General features: G+C 62.1%; 17 protein-coding genes. 9 read left to right on the forward strand and 8 right to left on the reverse strand.

Translation table 11 applies throughout. The annotated features are described in order from the left end of the window. Positions 1-149: 149 nt before the first annotated feature. The gene (gene istB / locus BFN67_RS04370; RefSeq protein ID WP_080917952.1) at positions 150-905 is read right to left on the reverse strand and encodes an IS21-like element helper ATPase IstB; all 756 of its coding nucleotides are present in this window, start codon (positions 903-905) and stop codon (positions 150-152) included. 13 nt (positions 906-918) lie between these two features. Continuing rightward, positions 919-2,454 (reverse strand): IS21 family transposase, encoded by a 1,536-nt coding sequence (gene istA / locus BFN67_RS04375; RefSeq protein WP_080917953.1) that lies wholly within the window; start codon positions 2,452-2,454, stop codon positions 919-921. 180 nt (positions 2,455-2,634) lie between these two features. Between istA and BFN67_RS04380 the strand changes: the two genes are divergently transcribed. Further along, the gene (locus tag BFN67_RS04380; protein ID WP_080918417.1) at positions 2,635-4,182 is read left to right on the forward strand and encodes a hypothetical protein; all 1,548 of its coding nucleotides are present in this window, start codon (positions 2,635-2,637) and stop codon (positions 4,180-4,182) included. Between the two features lie 19 nt (positions 4,183-4,201). Here the strand turns inward: BFN67_RS04380 and BFN67_RS04385 are convergent, their stop codons facing one another. From BFN67_RS04385 to BFN67_RS04405, 5 genes are all read right to left on the reverse strand, one after another. Continuing rightward, positions 4,202-6,133: an AIPR family protein gene (locus tag BFN67_RS04385; RefSeq protein WP_425349745.1), complete on the reverse strand. Its 1,932-nt coding sequence runs from the start codon at positions 6,131-6,133 to the stop codon at positions 4,202-4,204. A 110-nt stretch (positions 6,134-6,243) separates the two neighbouring features. Beyond that, entirely contained in the window at positions 6,244-7,257 is a 1,014-nt protein-coding gene (locus tag BFN67_RS04390) for a PD-(D/E)XK motif protein (protein WP_158083469.1), read from the reverse strand. Further along, entirely contained in the window at positions 7,254-9,986 is a 2,733-nt protein-coding gene (locus BFN67_RS04395; protein WP_080918420.1) for a Z1 domain-containing protein, read from the reverse strand. Before BFN67_RS04395 ends, BFN67_RS04390 begins: the two co-directional genes overlap by 4 nt. Positions 9,987-10,002: 16 nt before the next feature. After that, positions 10,003-11,505, reverse strand: coding sequence for an ATP-binding protein (locus tag BFN67_RS04400; RefSeq protein WP_080918421.1), 1,503 nt, complete (start codon positions 11,503-11,505; stop codon positions 10,003-10,005). Continuing rightward, a complete protein-coding gene (locus tag BFN67_RS04405) occupies positions 11,495-13,006 on the reverse strand; it encodes a DNA cytosine methyltransferase (protein ID WP_245295155.1) in 1,512 nt (503 codons plus the stop codon). The genes BFN67_RS04400 and BFN67_RS04405 overlap by 11 nt, the downstream gene beginning before the upstream one ends. A 174-nt stretch (positions 13,007-13,180) precedes the next feature. Between BFN67_RS04405 and BFN67_RS04410 the strand changes: the two genes are divergently transcribed. Beyond that, the gene (locus BFN67_RS04410; RefSeq protein ID WP_080918423.1) at positions 13,181-13,639 is read left to right on the forward strand and encodes a very short patch repair endonuclease; all 459 of its coding nucleotides are present in this window, start codon (positions 13,181-13,183) and stop codon (positions 13,637-13,639) included. Positions 13,640-13,856: 217 nt separating this feature from the next. On the opposite strand, the gene BFN67_RS04415 is transcribed toward BFN67_RS04410, so the two are convergent. Further along, positions 13,857-14,117 (reverse strand): pyocin activator PrtN family protein, encoded by a 261-nt coding sequence (locus BFN67_RS04415; protein WP_080918424.1) that lies wholly within the window; start codon positions 14,115-14,117, stop codon positions 13,857-13,859. Positions 14,118-14,356: 239 nt separating this feature from the next. Between BFN67_RS04415 and BFN67_RS04420 the strand changes: the two genes are divergently transcribed. From BFN67_RS04420 to BFN67_RS04445, 7 genes are all read left to right on the forward strand, one after another. After that, positions 14,357-15,553 (forward strand): DUF932 domain-containing protein, encoded by a 1,197-nt coding sequence (locus BFN67_RS04420; RefSeq protein WP_080918425.1) that lies wholly within the window; start codon positions 14,357-14,359, stop codon positions 15,551-15,553. Positions 15,554-15,698: 145 nt separating this feature from the next. Continuing rightward, a complete protein-coding gene (locus BFN67_RS04425) occupies positions 15,699-16,187 on the forward strand; it encodes a JAB domain-containing protein (RefSeq protein WP_245295156.1) in 489 nt (162 codons plus the stop codon). A gap of 158 nt (positions 16,188-16,345) precedes the next feature. Further along, a complete protein-coding gene (locus BFN67_RS04430) occupies positions 16,346-18,481 on the forward strand; it encodes a ParB/RepB/Spo0J family partition protein (RefSeq protein WP_080918427.1) in 2,136 nt (711 codons plus the stop codon). Positions 18,482-18,932: 451 nt separating this feature from the next. Beyond that, positions 18,933-19,097 carry a hypothetical protein gene (locus BFN67_RS24470; RefSeq protein ID WP_192856762.1) on the forward strand — a complete coding sequence of 55 codons (165 nt, stop codon included), beginning with the start codon at positions 18,933-18,935 and terminating at the stop codon, positions 19,095-19,097. Between the two features lie 256 nt (positions 19,098-19,353). Then, a complete protein-coding gene (locus tag BFN67_RS04435) occupies positions 19,354-19,590 on the forward strand; it encodes a hypothetical protein (RefSeq protein WP_080918428.1) in 237 nt (78 codons plus the stop codon). A gap of 149 nt (positions 19,591-19,739) precedes the next feature. Next, complete coding sequence (locus tag BFN67_RS04440; protein ID WP_080918429.1) at positions 19,740-24,080, forward strand: strawberry notch family protein; 4,341 nt, start codon at positions 19,740-19,742, stop codon at positions 24,078-24,080. Further along, a complete protein-coding gene (locus tag BFN67_RS04445; protein ID WP_080918430.1) occupies positions 24,080-25,120 on the forward strand; it encodes a DUF7146 domain-containing protein in 1,041 nt (346 codons plus the stop codon). The genes BFN67_RS04440 and BFN67_RS04445 overlap by 1 nt, the downstream gene beginning before the upstream one ends. The last annotated feature ends 51 nt before the right edge of the window (positions 25,121-25,171 follow it).

The raw sequence follows: 25,171 nt of genomic DNA on the forward strand, positions 1-25,171 counted from the left end.
TGCGCATTCCGACGAAGCCGGCCAGTGATTCCGATCAATTACCGGCCACCCATTCCAATTTCATTCCGGCCGGGATTCCGATTTGAAGCCGGCCACTTTTTTGGATCACCTGGGTCGTTGTTGAGATTTGGTTCGAGTTTCGTTTCTGGTCAAGCCTGAGCTGTTTCCGGGTTTTGTGGCGCGCGCCGTTTTCGCATGCTTTCGCCGGTCAGTTCGATGCGATAGGCGTTGTGCACGAGGCGGTCGAGGATGGCGTCGGCGATGGTGGGATTGCCGATGATCTCGTACCAGTGGTCGACGGGCACCTGGCTGGTGACGATGGTCGATCGCCGCTCATAGCGGTCCTCGACGATCTCGAGGAGATCGCGGCGCTGTTCGTCGTTGAGCTTTTCGGGTCCCCAATCGTCGAGGATGAGCAGGTCGGTTCGGGCCAGCGCCTTGAGCATCCTGGCATAGCGACCGTCTCCCCTTGCGAGAGCGAGCGTGGCGAAGAGCCGTGGGGCGCGGTGATAGACGACGGAGAAGTCCTCGCGACAGGCCTTGTGCCCGAGAGCGCAGGCGAGCCAGCTCTTGCCGACACCGGCCGGGCCCGTGATCAGGAGCCCGTGACGCTGGCGAATCCAGTCGCAGCCTGCGAGCTTGAGGTACAGGGAGCGGTCGAGCCCGCGTTCGGCACGGAAGTCGGCATCTTCGACCTGCGCATCATGGCGCAGCCTGGCAGCGCGGGCACGCGCCTCGAAGCGCTTCTGACGGCGCAGCGTCGCTTCGTTCTCGAGCAGGATGGCAAGCCATTCGCCATGGTCGAGGGCGCGTGCTTCCGGCTGCGCGTCGAGATCCTGGAAGCCTTTGGCCATGCCGTGCAGTCCGAGGTCGCGCAACATGTCGAGGGTGGGATGGGTCAGCATGATCTTTATCTCCTCAATGGAAGTAGCCGGGACCACGCAGATTGGCGTGGTCGATGATGGCGCCGGGATTGCCGGCAGGCCGGGCGGCCTTGTGGTTGATGATGAGGGCGGCGATGCTCTTGCAGGTCAGCCCGCCGATCTCGACGGCGCGGGCTGATATGGTCTCGGCACGCTCACGACGGAGATCCCGGTAGAGGCGCAAAACGCCAAGGCATGTGCGGAACCCCTGTTCCGGATGCGGTCGGCTGGCCAGAATGGCGATGATCAGCCCCTCGGTCTGTGGCCCGATCGATGCCGCCCAGCGGCGGAAGCGTGCCGGCGTCCACTCTGCATATCGACGGTGGGAACTGGGCATGTGCTCGGGGTTGGTGCCGTAGCGGCGTCCGCCATAGCGGCGCTGATGAACGGCGACGCGCTTGCCGCGGTGGAAGATCTCGATCGTCCTGCTGGTCGCGCGGATATCGACCTGCTGGCGGATGAGGCTGTGCGGCACGGAATAGAAGAAGGTCTTGAACTCGACATGATAGTCGGTGGCGACGCGAGCCAGGCGCCATTCGGCGAACTCGTAATTCTGCACCGGTAGGCTCGCCAGGGTCGGCCGTTCCACCGTCTCGAACAAATGGCGGCGGCTGACGCCAAGGCGGCGCATGACATGGTCATTGATGCGGTCGAGCGCCCCGGCGATTGCGGCATTGGCCTCGGCCAGCGAGAAGAAGGTCTGTCGTCGCAGCCGGCCGAGAATGCAGGTCTGGGCGAAACGCACGCCGTTCTCGACCTTGGCCTTGTCCTTCGGGCGACGCGGCCGCGCCGGCAGCACGCCGACGCCATAGTGCGAGGCCATCATGCCATAGCTGCGGTTGATCTCCGGATCATAGAAGGAGGCATGATTGACGCCGGACTTCAGGTTGTCGGGCACGATCAGGCGCGGGACGCCGCCGAAGAAGCTGAACATGCGTACATGCGCGCCGATCCAGTCCGGTAGCGCCTGCGTCCAGGTCGCTTCCGCATAGGTGAAGCCGGATGCACCCAGGACGCCGACAAAGATCTCCGCCTCGCGGATCTCGCCGGTCAGCGGGTCGACGATGGCGATCTTCTTGCCGGAATAATCCACAAACACCTTGTCGCCGGCGACATGCTCCTGGCGCATCGTCGGCGACAGACGCTTCTCGAAGCCGCGGAACAGGTCGCAGAAACGGCTGTAGCCATAGCCGCCGGAATGGACGGCGCGGTACTCTTCCCACAGAAGCATCAGCGTGACGCCCGGCTTCTTCAACTCCAGCGCAAGATCCGCCCAGTTCGGCTCCGGCAGCCGGCGCAGGCCCTGCTTCACCCCGGCGCGGGCGAACAGCCGGTTCTCCAGCGCGTCGTCGGTCAGGTCGCCTGGCAGCGGCCAGATCAGTCCCGCCGCGGTCGCGCGCTTCAGATTGTCCTGCACGGTGCTGCGCGCGACGCCCAGCCTCTGTGCGATCTCGCGGGCGCTGGTTCCATCACCGGCAAGCCGCAGCATCTGTCGTAATTGTCTCATGGTCAGCCTTCTCTTTGCCGGCATTACGCGTCCCTTGTTCAAAAGGACCGTCATGCCAAAGTTGCTGACCCTGGTGCTCCTGCTCAGACCTCAAAGCGGCCGGATATTGATCGGAATGGTGGCCGGCTTCACGTCGGAACGATGGCCGGCTTCAGGTTGGAATGCCCGGCCGGATAATGTCGGAATCCGCAGCCGAGGAGGGCGGTGGAAGAAAACGAACGCCAATTTCGTTCTCTGTCGACCTGGGGTGTGAACCATGCGCTTCGGAGAATCGTGCCGCGCAGTCTGACGTCTCGTGATTTCAAGGATTTTCCTTCGACGACAACCATCCAGGCCCAGGCAGATGATTTCATTTTCAATTGCGCTGCCCTCGAGCTGGGCGAACGATACGAGGGCTGGTTGCGAGAAGGAATTCTGTCCGGCGAGGTTCGCTGTCATCCGAAGCCCGACGGGGAGGGCACGCTGGAAGTGCTTGTACTGCGACCGGCACGGTCTTCCTATTCGGACGAGGAAATCGGACTGAGCGGACTGAACTGGTCGAGCAGGAGAATTACCGCCAACGACAGGGGACGGGAGCGTCAACTCGAGCAGCGCCATCGAAAGATGTCGCGCGACCTCGGGCAGCGAGTGGAGCTCATCGGCGGCTGGCGCGTATCCTATTCATCTACACCGGAGATCGACTGCTACTTCATGGATTGGGCGCGCCTTTACCTGCGCCGAATCCGCTCGCAGGAGCTGATTGCTTCCGACGACATGATAGGTGGACGGCCCTTCTCGCGATACCTTGAGGTATTGACGGCTCTATCCGCCCGATCACAGAAGCACATAGCCTATGCCGCAATTCTGCGCGCTCGCTATCCGCACGTTCATATCCGCAATCTGCTGACCTCCCACATCGTCCGTGAGACCTTTGTCAGTTCGCTCGCAGAATTCCTGGATGCGGATACGGAGGAGATCGAAACGATCCTCAAGTCAATGACCCTGTCATCAGAGAACCTGGACGTGCATACGAGCGGAAGCGAGACTGCCTGGGCACCGATTGTTCAGGCATCGGAAGGAACGTTGCTTCTTCCGAACTATGGTCTGGACATCAACCCGTTTCTCTTCCTCCTGGCGGACTTGCGAGCTCGCCATGAACGGGACTGGTTCCGAATTGCCAATGATCGTGAAGGTCGGTGGATCGAGGAAATCTGCCGATTGTTTGATGGTCCGAGGTGGCAGACACATGATCGCAATCTGAAGCTGCGCTCCAACGGAAGGGTGGAAACGGATATCGATTTTGCCGTCCTCGACCGAAAGACAAATGAACTCGCACTGTTCCAAATGAAATGGCAGCATCCGATAGGATTTGACAATCGCGCCAGGCGGAGTGCCGGAAAGAACTTTATCGAAGAGGGCAATCGGTGGATTGAAACGGTGAATTCCTGGCTCGATCGATTTGGCGCCGCCGAACTACGCAAGAGACTGGGATTTGAAGACCTGGGCACGCCCAATGTGCGGCTGTTCGTGCTTGGACGCTATCACGCACACTACGCCGGATTCGACAATCATGATGCACGAGCTGTCTGGTCGGACTGGGTTCATTTCCAGCGGGTGCGTAGTCACGCACCTCGGCGGTCGCTTTCACAGTTCGCGTCCGATCTGCAGTCCGCCGTGAATCAGTCCAGGTCAGGCAAGAAGGGAGAGAGCCTGATGCTGCCTGTTGGAAACCTTGCCGTTGTTTTCAATCCGTCGTCAGTGCCAGAGCAATAGCCGGATACTCGCGAGGCCGTCAGCCTCTGAAGCCCAGCGATCTTGCCTCCTCGAAGATCTTCTCGCCATGCATCGCCTGCTTGCGCGTCGGACGCCGGCCCGAACTGGCGAGCTTTCCCAGGCTGAAAGAAAGCGATCGTTGCCAGGGCTGGAGCGTTTGCGTGTCCTTCGCCCAGGCGGCCAGATCGAACCAGGTTTGGGCGGGCACCTCTGCAACGCGCTCCATCTGAGCGGCCTCGTCCGCACTTGTTTGATCCTCGAATACGTGGGCCGACGGCGAATGCTGTGCCTTTTCGCGCGAGATCAGTTCGGCTTCGATCTCTGCAGGAATCGCGATCGAGTGTTCGCGAAAGCGATCCCAGCAGGATTCCTTCTTGGCCCATTCGGTCACGTTCTGCCCACCGGGCGGATTGGTGATGTGCTCATGCGCCTGATGGCTCAGCGTTTCGATGAATGCCGCGAGCGGGTCCGAAAGCTTCTGAGATCCCCATATTGCGTCGAGGTCCACCCGCTTCGCAGTGTGATGGGACAGCCAGGCCAGGGAGTAGGTTACGATGTTGGCTCTGTAGCCGCCGAACTTCTGTCGCGAAACGATCTTTTCAGCCTGTCGAAACAGAATCGCCCGGGCGATGCACCGTTTGAACCAAGTCTCGTCCGGCTCGAATGCGCCCCGCTTCTCCAGGACATCCATGAAGTCGAGATAGCATTTCTGGCCGCCCCGACTGACAATGTGGGGAAGCTGCGACCATGTATGCTCGTACTTGGCAAGGTCGGTCTTGGTGACGAGCTGGTTGCGCGGATGAATCCTTTCCCACGCCCGGCGTTCTCCTTCGGTGCGGTTTTGAGCAAGGGCATCATGATACTGTCCGCGGGCGCGTTCGTAGAACCATCGGGATTGGCGCTGCATGCCGGCCGCCGGCGGTGCCCAGATCGAGCGGGACAGTTCTTCCATGCGGCGATGAAAGGGATGGTTCGACGAGAAGTCGGCCATGTTCACCTTGTTCTGGTTGTTGGCCGATTGAGAAATCCGTGGCGCAATCTCCTCGACGTCGCCGTCCGAAAGTATTTCGGTGATCTTGATCGGGACCTGCAGGAGGTCTGCCTTGATCTTGTCTTTACGCCAGGCACGGAAGATCGATCCAGTGGTCTGGCCGCCATTGACGATCTGAAAGTCCTCGGCCGACAGCAGCGTGGCCGTTCCGTCGCCGTGATCTTCGAGAGTGAGGCCGGAGGCAGTTACCGACAACCCGTTGTTGAAGGCCAGGAACATCTGCGGTTCTTCGATGATCGTCTTGCGGATTCCTTGATTGACCTTGCCTCTGAGCTGCAGAAAACTTCGGACATTGCGTTCAAGGAGGCGCGGTCCGTACTGGCGATACATTTCCACCAGAGCATTGCCGGGCAGCATTGTCAGCAGGCATCGGTAGCCGCTGTCAGGCGGGCTCGCAACGATGCATCGTGGCGGTTCGCCTCCGAGTGAGGCAAACTCGATCCGGATCGGCTCGCGGTTTGCGCCGGATGATACCGCACGAAACAGGCGGCGCAGGTCCCACAGCTGGCTTGAAACCTCCACCCCTTCGATATTCTCGTTGTCAATGTGGTCGACCGTGGCAACGCCGTCAGTGATGACGAACAGGCGCACATGACTCAGCTCGGTTCGCGCATCGTAGATGGACCTGCACATGTCGTAGCGATCAAGGGCTTCTTCCATCCCCTTGTGCAGGCCATCGAGCGCCTTTGCGAGAAAGGCGGAAAGGCGCCGGAACGCCGTTTCGATTTCGGCCTTCGGCACGGTGCTCGCAAGCCCGTCGAGCCGCGGGACGGAAAGAAACAGATCCAGGCGATCGCTGTCTTCCGAAAGATACCAGCCGCTGCACCGCATGCCGCGCCCTTCGAAATCGCAGACTGTTCCGTCATCGATTTCCGATGCATCTATCAGGTGCTGGATCATGTGCTCCGTGAAGGCGGTGGTGCGCAACGATCCTTCCTCGGCGGCATCGGCGCGTGCAATCACGTCCTGCTGGAGGTTTACCGCAAATTCCCGGAGTTCTTCGGTTTCGCTCACATCGTCTCTCCGGCAAGCGCCACCACCGACGTGGAATCCATCTCCCAGGTTCCAAGTTCATCGGCGATGATCGTGTATCTGATGTCACCCACTCCTGGCGGCAGGTTCCATTCGGCAAGACGGGGAAAGTTACCTTCGACCTTGAAGTAGCGCACGGACGTAAGTCGGTAACGCGTTTCATACTGTGGTGCATGGACATCCAGGTAGTCGGCAAGCAGCAGGCGTTCGTCGAAAAGCCTGGATGCGGGCTCATCTTCTGAAAGGGTGTTGCGCACATTTGCCACGAGGTCCGGAAGGGAGGTGCCCAATCCTTCGCTTTCGTCGAGACGCACATGGGCGAGGAGCAGATGTACATGCGGTCGTTCATCAAGCTGTTTCTCGCTGGCTATCGTGATTCGGGAATGCCGCTTGGAGAGCGAGGTCTTGACTTCCACTGCGAGACCACCGCGACGAAAATCCTGATGTGAACTTTCTGCGCCAACCCAGGAATCAACACCCGCGAGGAGATTTTCGCCACCGAGAAAAAGCTGATCCAGAATATACAACTCGCCGAACAACCCTCGTTGCCGTTCCTCGGAGAGGCCTTCCGGTGCGAGGCGTTCGAAAAGCCCCTGCCACATGCACAGCCGATCGATGCAACGACGTAGCGCGGCGGGACCCGATGGTTCGGAAATGATCGCATTGACCAGGTCGGCCGAGAGTACGCCGAAAATTTCACGAAGACGCTCCTGCTCCAGCATGATCACGAGAACTGTCCGCTGCGGCGTGGCACCAGCGCCGCTTTCTTCGACGACAACCCGGACGCCCCGGCATCTGGGGACACGATCGGCAAGGTCGGAGGCACGGCCGTCCCCCTCGATCAACAGTCCGGCACGTCCCTGCGGCCAGAAGATGCAGGCGAACACATCGACTGCGGCCGCGGCATCAAGCCGCCGACGTTCCATGCCGCTTGAGCTGCGCCTCGCCGACGCAAGATCTGTCCATCTTTCGGCAAGCTCGGCTGGTGTCATTCGAACAGCTCCTCCAGCTGCTTGACGCTGTTCTCTGCATACTCGATCTCTCTCGCGTTCACGTCCCAAGGAAAACTGACCGCAATTCCCATGAGCGGTGTCTGACCGGAACCTGTGCCGATCGGATAGATCAACAACAGGCCTCTGCTGGAATCTCGCTGTCGCCGGATGAATGGGCCGCTGGGATCTCGTGGTTGGTCCCTTTTGGGAGGTTTCTTCATTTCCCATGCCTTGATTGTCTGCCTTAGGGCTTCCTGAACTTCCTCCTTGCCGAGATCGATCATTTCGTCGGCCGGGCTGACGAGGCGACCGATCGTATATTTGCCACGCTGTTCGGCTGACTTGTTCGTGCGCTTGATGAGCGAGACCTTGTAGGGGCCTATGTGGGCGATGTCGCCGCTGCGTCCGCCCGCAAGAAGTGCCACGGTCCAATGTTCAAGTGCACCATTGGCGACTCTGTCGCTGATGTAGTCGGAGATCGCGCGGGAGTTTGCCTTCCAGGACTCGCGAGACGTTTCGACCCGTGTCATGAGCGCTGCGATGTCGACCCCCGAGACATCATCCCAGACATATCGGCCATCGGTCACTTCGGCGGTCGGGAGGTTGGTCAGAAAATTCGAAAAGGCTTCGAGATTGCGCTCTGCACTGGAGATGTCGAACGACACCGTTTCGGAGATTGTCCCGGAGAAGCCGGCGCGGACTTGCTGGGCGGCGCGCATCTTGTTCGCGGCCGTAATCAGCATCCCGTCGGGGTGGGCCCGCACCCGGTTGCCGAATTGGTCCGGTGTCTGCCCCGTCGCGTACATGAGATCGAACTCCTCTCGGAGCTCTGACGTCGCTACGGCTATGTGACGATACCAGAGTACAAGTTCAGGCGAGGTATAGAGCCTGCAGAGATCAGCGTAACCGGGCCGATAGCCGAACCATCGACCCATCTGCATCAGCGTGTCATACATTCGGGATGTTCGAACGAAATAGCTGACAGACAACCCCTCCAGAGTGAGACCGCGCGACAGCTTGTCGCCGCCCACGGCAATCACTGACAGACCATCGGGATGCTCGGCATAGTCCAGCGCGTCCTTCGCGGAGCCGTTGATCTGCCGCACCGTGATGCGGCGGGCGGCATCGAACAGCTCGGCGCGCACGGCGTCCCAGCCGATCGGTGGCAATTTGTGATCTTCGAGCATGCTGCGCAGTAGGGGACCGTGCGCCTCAAAATCGTTGCGCCAGAGGGTTTCGAGACGGTCCAGGGCATCGCCTCCCGTCCCGGGATATTCGAGTTGTCGACGAATGTCGGTCATGGTCTCGTCTATCAGCCGGGCCACCTGCTGCTGGACGAGTGTGAACCGCGTGACGTGAACAAGCATCGAATTGTCGACGGAGATGTCACCGCGTGCGCGACGGGCAGCGCAGGCAAGGATGAAGGCAAGGATCGCCTCATGGAGGCTGGCGGGAAGCTCCGCCACCAGCAGTTCCTTATTGTGTTTCGGCGGGAACACGGGTTCTGCATCGAGCACCGGACGGATGATCGGCAACCCGTCGCTTTCGCCATCGGTACCCGGCCGGTCGAGTCCGAAGACCTTGTCGGCTCCCAGATAGTTTGTGGGTGCCGGGATGTTGATGATGAAGCTTCGGGGGAAGAGATCCTCGCCGACGTCCGTTTGCCAGCCTTCATGGTGGATGAAGACATTGGCGAAGGGCGTTGCGGTATAGCCCACATAGGCGCTTTTTTCGAACAGAGTCAGCAGGCGACGGATGTACTTGTTGGTATTGGTCGGATTTGCATCCTCGTCGATCTTGCCGTCCGAATCGCGGAATTCGTTCGTGTTGGCCGAAGCATAATCGGCTTCGTCATCGATCATGAGCAGCGGTACTCCGCGAATGACGCGTCCGCCCGGCATGCTCTCTTCCTTTTCACTTCTGACGGCGAGCCACTTGTAGAGGTTGTCGAGGATGCTCACGCGCTTCTTGACCACAAGCACGACCGGATCCTTGCCTCCCGGAATGACCTTGGTGCCCTGCGCTGTTCCAAGCCTGAAATCGCCGCTGTCGCTGCTGCTGGTCAGCGAATGTGCGACCAGGAACGGAGCACCGGGCAGGGCTCCGGCGCCTATCCGCTGATTTTCCTGGTCGGCGCGCAGATTGAGCCGCGTGTCGAAGCCGAAAAAACCCTCGTCAAGTCGGATCTGTGTCTGGCTGCGCAGGCTGTTGTGTACGCCGGCAAGCACTATCACCAGTGGATAGCCTGCGTCGACGGCCTTGCAGATGAGGCCGGTATAGTTCGATGTCTTGCCGGACTGAACATCTCCGACCACGAGCCCTCGACGGCCCCATTCGCCGTCGGTGTGCGGGTCACGCAGGCGGTCCAGGATGTCATCGGTCAGTCCGTCCAGTTGTTCCACGACCTCGTGCGGCATTCGTTTCCGCAATTCGAGATACTTGCGATATCGGTTCCAGAACGCGAACTGCCGCGTTTCGCGCGCTGACTGGATCCAGGCCTTGAAGTCCCGATCGTCGATGACGGAATAGCCGGCGACGTGAACATTGTTGTTGGTTTCAAGCTCGCGCCGAAGGCGATCAGCATCGATGTCGACGAAGTTGGGCATCGCCACCACGGTGGCGACCGCGCGTTCGAGCGCCTCCTGCGTGATACGTGGTTCCATCATCAGAAGACCGGTTGCGACGGCGTAGGCCGCCGCGAATACCGACTCGTTCGCCCCCCCTGCCATTTGCCTGCTGCTCCTTCTACGTCGTCTCTTTGTTCGATTGTTCCTCGAGAAAGACCGCCACCAGTTCGGAATATTGATTGAACGGTTCCATCGTGAGAAGAGCGCGCGCCGCGTCGGACCGCTCGCGACCGTCTTCGATCATGGCGCGAAATACCTCCGCCATTGCTTCCTTCAGATCAGAGGATGAGTCTTCGAACGGCCTTCCCAGCCCGTCCGGAGTCTCGGCATTGTTTATGACGATGAGGGGCGCAGGAACCGTTTGTTCCACAAGTGCGATAAGCGCACGCAGAGGTGCCTTGTCGCTTGCCGATTCCAGTACCTTGCGAACGATCGGATGCTCGCGGTTTATCTTGTAGAAGGTCTTGCCCCGTCGGACGACATGGTTCCAGAGAAAGACATCGTTGCTGCCGACCTTGCGCTGAAGGACCTTCCCGCGATGGCGATAGATATTCGAGGCCTGACTTCTTGCGGCGCGTGCGATCCGAAGCAGATCCTTCCTGAGCGCAGCCGGGGGGCGAGCGCGCGACTTCTTGACATCGATCTGCCAAAGCATGTCGGATGAACTGGGGAGATCAATGCGGATTCTCGCGAGCTTGAAATGCTCTTCCTTCTGCATCCCCAGACCCAGCCAGTCGCCGGCGACAAGCAGGCGGCAATTTCTGTAGATGTAAAACCCCTGATGGGCGTTCCAGCCTCTCGGACCGGCGGCGAGCGCATGTGTTTCAGTACTGATCTTGCTATGGTGGGGTAGGATGAAGGGCTTCACCTCCACGGCCTCGCCGTTCATTTTCAGCGTCTCGCCTGGAAGCGGCGCGACCGCGTCACAGTCTTCAAGGAACGGATCCCACGGTTCGATCGGTCGATCGTTTATGTACAGCCGAATGGCATTTCGACCGCGCAGGAAGCGATGAAAGACCATTGCGAGATGGTCCCTGACGGCATCTGCCCTCTCTCTGAAGTGCTTTTGAGCCACCTGATCATCTGAAGAGGCGTTGCCAACGAATCGGTCGAGCCGATCCCAGAACAGAATCGTGCCTTGCTCCTGGCTGTCGAGAGCGGACTGGTCGGCGGCATCAAGCAGATGGGCACCCTTCAGCAGACGCCATTCGCCGGTCCCGGTCGAGGCAATGTAGTCAAGGTCCCACCGTCGAATGGCGACAGGCGTCGTCTTCGTCTTGGTCATGACGGTCAGGCAGCGACATTGCGAGATCGACGCGGTCTTCATGCCAAGACCGAAACGGCCAAGATCATTCTCTGCTCGTTCGGCAAGAGGACTCAGGCTCCCCGGTCTCATGGCCTGGAGCAGCACGTCTTCCGGCATCCCTTCGCCATCGTCCCGGATGGTGATGCGCGAGTTCTGACCCGCCCAGGTCAGACTGATCCAGATGTTATTGGCTTTCGCCGTGATGCTGTTATCGATGATATCTGCAACCGCGGTCGGAAGATCATAGCCGAACGCGCGGAGAGATTCGAACAGCTCTGCTGCGCCCGGGCTTGCGATATCATAGTCAGGCGACATGGCCGAGCCGCCTCGTTTTGGGGGTACGCCCTTGTTCGGAATCCTGGGCATTCAGGATCGTCCACAGTGCATCTCCGATCCAGCGCGCGAGCAGTGGGGGCACCGCATTGCCGACTTGAACGTATTGCTCGGTCCTGTTCCCCTTGAACAGATAGTTGTCGGGAAATGTTTGCAGCCTTGCAGCTTCGCGGACCGACAGGCTCCGGCACTGCATGGGATCCGGATGGATAAAGTAGTGACCATCCTTGGAAATGTGGCTTGTGACCGTGGTGGACGGTCCACCTGAGACCTGCACGCGAAATCGGTCGGCAAACTTGCCCGACGACCAGTTTCGGTGTTGCGGCGCCAGCTCTTCGGGAAAGTCCGAGGCCTTGGGAGACTTGCCGAGAACTTCCGCGAAGACGGCCGCGAAGAAGTAGCGGGCAAGGTCACTCGTCATGTGACTGCGGGTGACGTGATTGGGAAGCGTCTTGAGCCTGTCGTCAGTCAGCCAATCCCGAAGGTCCCGAGGGCAGGCGTCCGAAATGCCTGTTCCGGTTGCGTTTCGATCCGGCACACTATTCTGGGCACGGAACGCGGTGAGATGACGCATTGCTCGTCTGGCAAAGGCCGCGTGCTGGTCGTCAGGGAGGCCGGTCTCGATGTCCGCCACTAAGGTCATGGCATCGGTGACGACCTGTCTCCATTCTTCAGCGGTGTCGGTTCTTCGACTGAGACCACTCCGCAGTTTCGGCATGCCGTCGATGACATGGCCGACGGTTGCCGCCAGATTGTGACGCACCATGACATCGGACAAGGCATGTTCGGGGATACCGGCAGCGAGATCCTCGCGCAATCCGACGACAATGACACGATGTCGAGCCTGCGGAACTCCGAAGTCTTCCGCTCTGATCACAAAATCTGAAGCGCGAGGCTCGAAACTGTCCAGATCGAGCTGGCGACGGCGGTGCGGCGAAAGCGCTATAAGTCGATAGCGCTCGCTACCGCGCCGTTCGCCGCGAAGATCATCGAGCACCATATCGATGATCTTGTTTTCGCCGTCGACCGAAGAAGACAGCATGCCCTTGACGTTTTCCATGACGAACGCCGCAGGCCGCAGACGGTCGAGTATGCGGATGTATTCCTGATAGAGGAAGTGTCGCTTGTCCTTGCTCGCAATGTACCCCTCTTTGCCCTGGTTGCGAGCGCGCCCTACGAGGGAATATGCTTGGCAGGGAGGACCGCCAATGAGAACCGTGTTTCCGTTCGCCTCTTCGCGAACTTCGTCGATCCGGGCATTCAGCCTGAACTCGGGGTCTTCCTTGCCAAGTTCGAGTTGCCACGCTTCCCGCGATGCGGCGGTCCATTGATCCGGAAACAATGCGGCCCAGTTCGGCTCTTCTCCACCTTCGTTGATGAAGTCGTAGTAGCAGTCGGGAAACGTTCCATCGAACTGTCGCAGGAAGGCGCGTAGTTGCAGCGTCGAGTGTGCCGCTGCCTCTTTTTCAATCGACAGCGCCAAGCCGAACGCAGGGTTTCCATCTTCCCGACGAACGCTTGAAAATCCCTCGGCAAGCCCGCCCGGGCCTGCAAAAATGTCCACAACTGAATATGCTGACAAGAATCACGCTTCCCAGAACCCGCAAGTCATCATGAAGGAATAACATTCTGGCGTCAGAAATACAGGACTCAATTCATGGCTGATGTAGTTGATCCGGTCACGCGATCAAGAATGATGTCGGGGATCAGCGGCAAGAATTCGCAGCCAGAAATGCTCTTGCGGAAGGGGCTTCACCGTGCGGGCTTTCGGTTTCGGCTGCATGATGCAAAGTTGCCGGGCAAGCCCGACCTCGTATTGCCGAAGTTTCGCGCAGTCATTTTTGTACATGGCTGCTTCTGGCATCGTCACGAAGGTTGTCACTGGTGTTCAGTGCCAACTTCGAACGCAGACTTTTGGTCGGAAAAATTCCGAAGGAATGTCGAGCGTGATCGTCGCCAGATCGAACTGCTCCGACAGGCTGGATGGCGCGTGGGCATAGTATGGGAATGCGCTCTCCGGTCTGACGGATTGGCAGTGATCGACAGTACAATCGACTGGATACGGTCTGACGAACCTCGCTTCGAGACTGGTCTGGTTCGGCTGCGCGGCGAGTGATTTGATGTCGCGCACGGCGAACTTGCACCATCCGGGCTGTGCCGGCTCCGGTCTGTGCTTTATGCTCTGTTGCATCTGTGAATGTGCAGTAGCCGCAGTTGACGTGTCAGACGTGGAGTTTGCCAAACTGCGCACGTGGCTTCAGGTCCCGAAACCGCCGCACGGGTATCCAAGCATCAATCATGGCGTCTTAAGGCTGTGTCGCTGTAGCGAGCCGTCACTGGCCTTGCAGTTGCAGACATTCCTTAACAGCTGCAGCCCTTCGCTTATCTACGTAGTCGGCGAGGTCATTGAGATGCACTCCCTTTGCGCATTTTTGCGATGCCTCCATCCGGACGAGGGGCAACGCGATGTCGCCGGCGGACACTTTGCGGATGAACTTGTCGGTGGTCAGGCCGAAAAAGTCCCGCGCCACGTCCTCAGCGGGGATAACAGGACGGCCAGAATACATCGCCATGAGCAGGAATGCAGTGTTCATGGTTCTGCACTCAAGCAGGCATAGTCGCAAGGGAGAAGGGGGCCGACAACGCAGCGTGAAGCAGGATAGCGCAGCGTTGAAATCGGAAAGATCATTTAGTCTCTCTCAATCTGGTCGCGAACTCCGGGCCGCCTCTTCGTTGAACCAGATCTCGCAGAGAGTGAGAGTTGGGCCTGTGACTTCACGACGGGTTGAGGGCTGGAGGAAAGGCCTCCGGCGCCTGTCGCGGAGATTTCCCCATGACCCAGATCGAGGTTCTCGATGGCCAGCGAGATACACGCGGCGGCTACCGTGTGGACGCCAACCGCGGTGAGCGGATCGGCCGTGTCTCGTCCGAATGGTTCTCGCGCCCGGATGACGAGCGTTTTCTGTCGCTTGACGAGCTGACCCGCGCCGTACGCGAGCGCTCTGACCGTAGCCGCACACGCGTGGTCGAGAGTGCGCTGATCCATGTCGAAGCCAACCGCGCCGATCCCGAACGGCTCTCGCTGATCCTGCCGGAGGCGGACGCGCCGGTCGCACCGACGCATTGGTCGTTCGGACAATTGGCGAGCATGGTCGGCGCACCCGCTTCCTACCTGCGCCAGCTGCCGGCGGCCTTGGCCGGGATCAATTTGCAATACGGCCTATCTTCGCATCGTGGTGAGCAAATCAAGACGCTTGAAACCGACAACGGCCGCGTCGATCTGCGGGCCGTGACCGGTCCGGACTACGGGAGGATCCACGATTTTGAGCTGAGTGAGGCGGTCCAGCGCATCGCCGGCAATGGCACTGGCGACACCCGCTGGAAAGTGCCGGGTACACTCGACTGGTCGAGTGGCGTCTACAACCCCGGCGTCGACATCACCAAGGACACGACCACGCTTTATGCGTCGGATCGCGATATCTTCCTGTTCCTGGTCGACGACATGAATCCGATCGAGGCGGGCAAGCTGCCGGACGGCTCGCCCGACCTGTTCTTCCGTGGGTTCTACTGCTGGAACTCCGAGGTCGGCGCCAAGACGCTCGGCATCGCCAGCTTCTACCTGCGCGCCGTATGCCAGAACAGGAATCTGTGGGGCGTCGAGGATTTTCAGGAGATCACCATCCGCCACTCGAAATACGCGGCTTCCCGCTTTGCCCACGAGGCGGCGCCGGCGCTCCAGAACTTCGCCAATTCCTCGCCCGCGCCGTTCATCAACGGCATCAAGGCCGCCCGCGAGCAGATCGTGGCCCGTGATGACGACGACCGCACCGGCTTCCTGCGCAAGCGCGGCTTCTCTAGGGCCGAGACGGGCAAGATCATCGACACGGTGCTCGCCGAGGAGGGGAGACCTCCCGAAAGCGTCTTCGATTTCGTGCAGGGCATCACAGCGGTTGCCCGCGGCAAGCCGCATCAGGATGCGCGTCTGGAGATGGAGGGTAGGGCGAAGAAGCTGCTCGACCGCGTGGCCTGAGTTCCGGAAAGCCGGAGACGCGTGAAAGCGTGTTGCCGGCTTTCATCTTTCTGGCGCTGCCTTCTTGGAGCAAGAGGGCGGCGCGTCTTCTCGTGACGGGTTGAGAGCATCGGCAACGGCCTGCCGCCCGTCGGGAGACGCCACAATGAACCGACATCAGAAGACATTTGGTATGAAGCCGCAATCCGCACCGCTCCTGGCCGAAGAGCAGGTGGTCATCTACGAAGCGCGCCAGATCCTGCTGCGCCGCCTCAACCAGAATCCGGTTCTGTCGTCCTGGCAGGCGGTGCTGGACTATTGCGCTCTCACCATCCGAGGCGACGTGGAGCGGTTTCATGTGCTTTATCTCGACAAGAAGAACCGGCTCATTTCGGATGAATGCCTCGCGACCGGCACCGTCGATCACGTTCCGGTCTATCTGAGGGAAGCCCTGAAGCGCGGCCTTGAGGTCAACGCGACGGCGCTGATCCTCGTCCACAATCATCCGTCCGGCGATCCCGAACCATCGCGCGCCGACATCACGATGACGAAGGAAATCCAGAAGGGCTGCAAGGTTCTGGGGCTGTCATTGCATGACCACATCATCGTCGGTTTCGGCCGGGAGGTCAGCCTGCGCGCTCGCGGCGAAATCTGAGATGCCCGGTTATATTGGCGCCCGGTTCTCCGGACTGCTCGCCTCTGGTCACGGGTTACCGGCCTCGCAGCCCGCAGAGCGAGAGGAGGGAAGGGGTTTTCGCGACGGATTGAAAGTTGAGAGAGAGGCTCTCAGCGCCCGTCGCGGAGAAAAAGATCATGGCACCTGCCAATCAAAAAATCACCCTGTCGTCCTCGCGCGACATTCCTTTCAACAAGCTGACCCTCAGCCAGTCGAACGTCCGCCGTGTGAAAGCGGGTGCCTCGATCGAGGAGCTCGCCGAGTCCATCGCTCGGCGCGGTCTCATCCAGAGCCTGCATGTCCGGCCCGTTCTCGATGACGACGGCAAGGAAACCGGCATGTTCGAGGTACCCGCCGGCGGCCGGCGCTTCCGCGCGCTGGAACTGCTCGTCAAGCAGAAGCGTCTCAACAAGACCGCCCCGGTGCCCTGCGTGGTTTCCGACGCGTCCGGCGACATCCTGATCGACGAGATCTCGCTCGCCGAGAATATCGAGCGGGCGCCGCTCCATCCGCTCGACCAGTTCCGCGCCTTCCTGAGCCTGCACGAGAAGGGAATGTCGGACGAGGAAATCGCTGCTGCCTTCTTCGTCACCGCCCAGGTCGTCAAACAGCGTCTCCGGCTCACCTCGGTCGCGCCCGCGCTGCTCGAGGTCTATGCCCAGGACGGCATGACTCTGGAACAGCTCATGGCCTTCGCCGTCACCGATGATCATGCGCGCCAGGAGCAGGTCTGGGAGGCGGTGAAGAACAGCTGGAACAAGGAACCCCATCAGATCCGCCGCATGCTGACCGAGAATGCGGTACGAGCCTCCGACCGGCGGGTGCGTTTCATCGGTCTGGACACCTATGTCGAGGCGGGCGGCACGGTCATGCGCGACCTTTTCGAGGATGACAATGGCGGCTGGGTCAAGAATGTGCCGCTGCTTGAGCGCCTCGTGGCCGAAAAGCTGAAAGCGGAAGCAGAGACCATCGCGGCCGAAGGTTGGAAATGGATCGAGATCGCGGCCGATTTTCCCTATGGCCATACCAGCGGTCTGCGCCGCCTGACCGGCACGACCATCGACCTGACCGATGACGAGCGCGCCGAGCGCGAGAAGCTGCGCACCGAGTTCGATGCGCTGGAGGCGGAATACGCCGAAGCCGGCGAGCTTCCCGACGAAGTTGACGTGCGCCTCGGCGAGATCGAGGAAGCAATGGACGCCTTCGAAAACCGCCCTGTGCACTACGACGCCGAAGGGATCGCCTGCTCGGGCGCTTTCGTCAGCATCCGCCATGATGGCGGGCTCGTCGTCGAACGCGGCTATGTCCGGCCCGAAGACGAGGTCTCTGTCGAGAGCGGAGAGGACGGCCAATCGCAATCGGAAGGCCCGGAAGCGGATGACACGGACACGCCGCGTGCGGTCATCACGATCGGCGGGCAGGGCGTTTCAGCGGAGGAAGAAGAGGACGACGGCATCAAGCCGCTGCCCGACCGTCTCCTCACCGAACTGACCGCGCATCGCACGCTCGCGTTGCGCGATGCCGTCGCCAACAATCCGCATGTTGCCATGACGGTGCTTCTGCACAGGCTGGTGTCCGACACCTTCCATCATCGCACGGCGAGGGGATGCCTGCAGGCGGGCGTTCAGCATGTCTTCTTCCCGGCGCAATCGGAAGACCTCAAGGACAGTCCGTCCGCGAAGTCCGTGACCGAGCGACACGAAGCCTGGGAGGCGGACATTCCGGCCGAGGACGATGCCCTCTGGGACTGGCTCGCAGCGCTCGATGAGGCCAGCCGCATGGCGCTCCTCGCGCATTGCGTCAGCTATGGCGTCAACGCGCTTCACGAGAAGCCCAACCCCTACAGCGCCAGCGGCGTCAGCGAGCATGGACTCCATACCCGTCTCGCCCAGGCCGATCGTCTCGCCCGTGCGACCGGGCTCGACATGGTGGAAGCCGGCTGGCGGCCGACGGCCGAAAACTACCTCGGCCGCGTCACCAAGGCCCGTATTCTCGAGGCCGTTCGGGAAGGCGCCGGCGAAGGTCCGGCCCAACTGATCGACCATCTCAAGAAGGGCGACATGGCCAGAGAGGCCGAACGCCTGCTGGCCGACACCGGCTGGCTGCCGGAGCCGTTGCGTATGTTGGACGATGGCGAGGCCGCGCCGGTCGACACCGAAAGCGAGAATTGCAGGACGGATGAGGCTCTTCCGACATTCCTCACCGATGACGATGGCGAGGACGATAACGCGGAAGCCGACCAGGATGACGCTGCCCTTGTGGCGGCCGAGTAACGCGATCATGCCCCGGGGCTGAAAGGCTCCGGGGTTTTTTCATGGGTGGCGTCGGTTTGGCAGCGATCACCGGGCCGATCGGAGGACCCAGCGAAATCAAGGCCATTGTGCCCGCTTGAGATGCGCCTGCTTGCCCGATCTATATCTTCGCTCCTGCGCATCGTCGCCTTGGCCCTCGAACGGCTGGCTGAAGGTCGATGCGGCCGTGCAAAAGCATTTCCGGCTTTCCGGCTTCTGACAGATGCGGAAGCCATCCCCGCTTCCATTCGCTGACCTTGGTGTGAACGAGGCTTTGGCATTCAACCCGCATGGGTCGGCTTACGCGAGCGTGCCGCCGCGCGCATTCGGGACGGGCCCGAACGCACGCGGTGATTGCCATCCTCGATTAGACACTTCGGGCGCCTGTCGCGCGGGGGATGGTCCCCCGCCTCCAAAGACAGGAGCCGGAACAATGACCCTTCATGACGCCACCGCCTTCGCAGCCAGCCTCGCCGCCACGCTGATGGTCTCCATCGTGGTATTCCAGGCCGGCGACGGATCCTTCGGCGCCTTACCCGCCGAAGAAATCGAGGGCGACGAGGTGGCCGTGATGTTCGAGATCGATCCCTTCGCGTGAGGCGATCGCCTCGGGGCCTGTCGGGGCAATCGAGCCCCGATTCCCCGCCGCACTCGCCGGCCCTTGCCGCGGCGGGTCCGCATCGCCGCGATGCATCTGCCTCCATAGCTTCCTGGCTGAAACTCCCCCGCTTCGCCTGCGTGTCGTAGTTCGGTTCCGGCCCTGCCGCGGCAAAAGCCCGGCATTTCTGCCGGGTCGCCACATCCTGGCGGTGACGATACCTGTTTCGCGCATTTCAACGAGAAAAGATGTGACCATGAATCCCGATACCGAATTCACCAACCTGCCAGACAATGATCCCGATCTTCTGGAAAATAGCGGTCTGTCGAAGCTGTTCGTGGAACGCTTGCGACGTGACAATTTCACCCGGCTTACGCAGACTGACGGCATGAGCGACAGGGAGCTGTTGCGCCTGCCGGCCTTTTCGCGCCGGCTATTGAAGGCCGTTCGACAAGCGAGGGCTCGCCTCGCGCTGCCCGAAGACGACCGTTGATCTGTCTGTAATCCAATCGCGCCCCCCCTCCAGTGCGGCGCGATTTCTTCTGCCCAGAGAGCGAGAGGGCCGCCGGGACGGGGTGAGCCCGGGCGGTCGAGAGAGCGCTGGCCGGGCTTTCCCGTTGCTGCTCTCGAGGAATTCCTCTCATGAACATGACCACACCCGTGACCGTTCCGGCCACGCCCATCGCCCATGCGCCCGCCATCCTGGCCGCCGCCCATGATCTCCTCAACCATCTCGAACAAGGTCAGCGCGTGGACGCCGCCATGTTGCGTGTCGCGATGGAGACGGCCTTCGGCGCGTCCGATGCGTCGGGCGCCTGGCACTGGAAGAGCGCCTATGACGCCTGCGAGGCGGCGACGGTTCTGTTCCTGCGCAAATACGGCAAGGCGGTTTTCCGTAAGGCCGGAACGCCGGCTGCACGGCTTTGCGTGCTGGAAAAGATCGCGGCGCTGCTGCCGACGCACACGCGCCGCTCCGAGGAAAGCCAGGCGCTCCAGCAGTTCAGTACGCCTGTTCCCCTGGGCCTTGCGGCGCTGACGGCGGCTCGTGTTTCCGCCACCGACAGGGTGTTGGAACCGTCGGCCGGCACCGGCCTGATGGCGGTTCTGGCCGAGATCGCGGGCGGATCGCTGATCCTCAACGAGCTTGCGGCGTCCCGCGCCGACCTGCTCGCTTCCCTCTTTCCGGCCCATGACGTCACGCGGTTCGATGCGGCGCAGATCGACGATCATCTCGATCCGGCGCTGGTGCCTTCCGTCGTCATCATGAACCCGCCGTTCACGGCGCTCGCGAACGTCTCCGGCCGTGTCGCCGATGCCGGCTTCCGGCACATCGCCTCGGCGCTCAACCGCCTCGCGCCGGGCGGGCGGTTGGTGACGATCACCGGGGCCAATGTCGGCCCGGAGCTGCCCGGCTGGCGCGAGGCCTTTGTCCGCCTGCAGAAGCGCGGCACTGTCGTGTTCTCCGCCGCGATCGTCGGCTCGGCTTACGCGAAACACGGGACGACCTTCCCGACCCGGCTCACCGTCATCGATAAGGCGCCGGCCGAAGATCCCACGAGCTTCCCGACCTCGCCAGGCATGGCGCCGGACGTCTCCACTCTGCTCGGCTGGATCGAGAACCAGGTTCCACCGCGGCTACCGGTTTCGCTTCCCGAGGTTCCGCAGTCACCTCGCTCCGCCAAGTCTCAGACTCTGCGTGGATCTCCGGCGCGCCCGGCAACACCGCGTCTGGCGAGGCCCGTTGTCGCGGATCCCGAGGGCGTCGAGTTGACCTATGAGACCGTCGACTGGACTCCGCCCGATAGCGCCGGGCTCACCGACGCGATCTACGAAGCCTACGGATTGCAGTCGATCCGTATTCCCGGTTCTCAGGCCCATCCCACAAACCTGGTGCAGTCGGCGGCGATGGCATCCGTCGCGCCGCCTAAGCCGAGCCACCGGCCGATGCTTCCGGCGAATGCCGTCACCGACGGGCTGCTGTCAGACGCGCAGCTCGAGACGGTGGTCTATGCGGGTGAGGCCCATTCCGGTCATCTCGTCGGCAGTTGGACCGTCGACGAGACCTTCGATCTGGTCCAGGCTGCGCCCGAAGGGGCCGGCGGCGCTTTCCGGTTCCGCCGCGGCTTCATGCTCGGCGATGGCACCGGCGCGGGCAAGGGCCGCCAGTCGGCCGCGATCATCCTCGACAACTGGCTGCGCGGCCGCCGCAAGGCCGTCTGGATCTCCAAATCCGACAAGTTGATCGAAGACGCGCAGCGCGACTGGTCGGCACTCGGCATGGAGCGGCTGCTGGTCACGCCGCTGTCGCGCTTCCCGCAAGGCAAGGCCATCACGCTCAGAGAAGGCATCCTGTTCACCACCTATGCCACGCTGCGCTCCGACGATCGCGGCGACAAGGTTTCCAGGGTGAAGCAGATCATCGAATGGTTGAAGTCCGATCTCGGCGCCGAAGCCGGGGAGGATTTCGATGGAGTGATCATTTTCGACGAGAGCCATGCCATGCAGAACGCCGGCGGGGGCAAGGGCGAACGGGGCGATGTCTCACCCTCCCAGCAGGGGCGCGCGGGATTGCGCCTGCAGCACGCACTGCCCGACGCCCGCGTGGTCTATGCATCGGCCACCGGTGCCACCAATGTCCACAATCTCGCCTATGCGCAGCGGCTCGGCCTCTGGGGTGGCGAGGATTTCCCGTTCGCGACAAGAGCAGAGTTCGTCGAAGCGATCGAGGAGGGCGGAGTCGCGGCGATGGAGGTGCTGGCCCGCGATTTGAGGTCGCTCGGGCTCTACACCGCCCGTTCGCTCTCCTATGACGGCGTCGAATACGAGCTGGTCGAGCACCGGCTCACGGCCGAGCAGCGCCACATCTACGACGCCTATGCCGGCGCCTTCGCCGTCATTCACAACCATCTTGATGCGGCGATGGAGGCCGCCAACATCACCGGCGGGGAGGGTACGCTCAACCGGCAAGCGAAATCCGCTGCCCGCTCCGCCTTCGAGAGCGCCAAGCAACGTTTCTTCGGCCATCTGCTCACCTCGATGAAGACACCGACCCTGATCCGCTCGATCGAGCGCGATCTGCAGGCGGGCCATGCCGCGGTCATCCAGATCGTCTCCACGGGCGAGGCCTTGATGGAGCGCCGGCTGGCCGAAATCCCCACCGAGGAATGGAATGACGTCCGGGTGGACATCACCCCGCGAGAATATGTTCTCGACTATCTCGCCCATTCCTTCCCGGTGCAGCTCTACGAGCCCTTCACCGACAGCGAGGGCAACCTCTCGTCGCGCCCGGTCACCCGAGATGGTCAGCCCGTCGAATGCCGCGAGGCGGTTGCCCGGCGCGACGACCTGATCGAGCGGCTCGCCGCGCTGCCGCCAGTCCCCGGTGCGCTCGACCAGATCGTCCAGCGCTTCGGCGCGGACACGGTTGCCGAGGTAACGGGCCGTTCGCGGCGCATCGTGAGGAAGGGCGATCGCCTTGCTGTCGAAAGCCGGGCGGCCTCTGCCAACCTCGCCGAGGCGTCCGCCTTCATGGACAACCTCAAGCGCATCCTCGTCTTCTCGGATGCCGGCGGCACCGGGCGCAGCTATCACGCCGACCTGTCGGCGAGGAACCGGCGGCTAAGGGTTCATTACCTGCTCGAGCCTGGCTGGAAGGCGGATGCCGCGATCCAGGGGCTCGGGCGGACCAACCGCACCAATCAGACGCAGCCGCCGCTGTTCCGGCCGGTTTCGACGGATGTGAAGGCGGAAAAGCGGTTTCTGTCGACCATCGCCCGTCGGCTTGACACGCTCGGCGCGATTACGCGAGGCCAGCGCCAGACCGGCGGCCAGGGGCTGTTTCGCCCGGAGGACAATCTGGAGAGTTTTTACGCCCGCGACGCGCTGCGCCAGCTCTATCTGCTGATCGTGCGCGGCAGGATCGAGGGCTGCCCGCTTGAACGGTTCGAGACCGCCACCGGCCTGAAGCTGACGGATTCGAACGGCATCAAGGATGATCTGCCGCCGATCACCACTTTCCTCAACCGGCTGCTGGCGCTGACCATCGAGCTCCAGGGCATCCTCTTTGCCGCCTTCGAGCAACTTCTCGACGCCAGGGTGGAGGGGGCGATCGCCAGCGGCACCTATGACGTCGGGCTGGAAACGCTGGTGGCGGAGAGCTTCGTAGTCACCGATCGCCGGACGATCCATACCCATCCGGCGACCGGCGCGGAAACCCGGCTTCTCAGCATCGCTGAAAGGCGCCGCAACCGGCCGATCCCGCTGGACGAAGCGATTGCCCGCGCGGGCGCGGAGCCTGGCGCCAGGCTGCTGATCAACGGCAAGTCCGGGCGGGCGGCCGTTCAGGTGCCGGCGCCATCCATGATGCTCGACGATGGCGACATCGAGCGCCGCGTCCGGCTGATCCGGCCGATGGAGCTCAGCCATCTCTCGCTCCAGGCGCTCAGCGGCAGCCATTGGCAAGAGGTGGACCGCGTGGCCTTCGCCTCGGTCTGGAACCGCGAACTGTCGGAGGTTCCCAAATTCACCGAGACCACGCTGCACATGGTCTGCGGTCTGCTCCTGCCGGTCTGGAAGCGTCTGCCGAACGAGTCGACACGGGTCTATCGGCTGCAGACCGACGAGGGCGAGCGCATCATCGGCCGCCGTGTCTCGCCAGCCTGGGCGGCCAATGCCGCCTCGACGGGGTCGGTGACGCTGTCTCCCGCGGAAGCCCACGCCGCGCTGGTCGACGGTCGCACGATTCTGGACCTGGCCGAAGGGCTGCAACTCCGGCGGGTCCGCGTCATGGGCGCCAACCGGATCGAGCTCTGCGGCTTCACCGAAGGAATGCGTGAGCGGCTCAAGGCGTTCGGGCTCTTCTCGGAGATCATCTCCTGGATGCTGCGCTTCTTCGTGCCGGTCGACGAGCGCGGGGCGGAGGCGGTCGGCAAGCTGATCGACGCCTGGCCGATCGAGCGTGTCTCGGATCGCGAGGCGGCGTGATGTCCCGCGCTGACGCCTCCGACCTTGCGGCGCGTCTCGCAAGAGAGGCCGAAGCGGTCTGCCGCCACTATCTGCCGGCCGGAAAAAAATCCGGCCGTTACTGGCTGGTGGGGGATGTCCAGGGCTCGCCGGGCCGGTCGATGTTCGTCCGGCTCAGCGGGCCGGACCGTGGCAAGGGCGCTTCTGGAAAGTGGACGGATGCCGCGACGGCCGAACATGGCGACCTCCTCGATGTGATCCGGGAAAGCTGCGGTCTCAACGACGTCAGGGATGTGACCGAGGAAGCGCGTCGCTTCCTGAGCCTGCCGCATTCGGGGCCGAGGCAGCAGCCGCGGTCCCGGCAACCGTCACCGGTTCCGTCTGGTTCAGCGGCAGCGGCGCGGCGGTTGTTCGCAATGTCGCAACCGATCCCCGGTTCGCTCGTGGAAACGTATCTGCGCAATCGCGGCATTACGGCTTTGCACGAAAGCGCAAACCTGCGGTTCCATCCGACCTGCTACTACCGGCCGGAGCATGGTGGCGCGACCCGACAGATCCCGGCGACAATCGCCGCCGTGACCGATCTCGCCGGGCGCCAGACCGGCGCGCATCGCACCTGGCTTGCCGCGGACGGCTCTGGCAAAGCGGAGGTCGAGACGCCAAGGCGGGCGATGGGAGAGCTGCTCGGCCACGGGGTGCGCTTCGGGGCGTCGCAAGATGTGCTCGCAGCCGGCGAGGGGATCGAGACGGTGCTCTCGGTCCGCTCGGCTCTTCCCGGACTGCCGGTGCTGGCGGCGCTCTCGGCGGCGCATCTCGCCGCCATCCTGTTCCCGCAGGGCCTCAGGCGGCTCTATGTCCTGCGTGACCGCGATCCAGCGGGCGAGGGCGCGCGGCAGGCCTTGCTCGGCAGAGCTGCCGAGGTCGGGATCGAGGCACTGGCCCTGACCCCGCGGTCGGGCGACTTCAATGACGATCTGAGGCGCGATGGCGTGGCAACCCTGCGGGAGCGGCTGCGGCTTCGGTTTCATCCCGAGGACGCGCTGCGCTTTCTGGCAGCGTGAGGGCGAGAGAGGTCGGAACGGTGGCTCGACGGTCGCCGTCCTCCTGTCATG

Source organism: Manganibacter manganicus, assembly GCF_002075885.1.
Classification (GTDB): Bacteria; Pseudomonadota; Alphaproteobacteria; order Rhizobiales; family Rhizobiaceae; genus Mesorhizobium; species Mesorhizobium manganicum.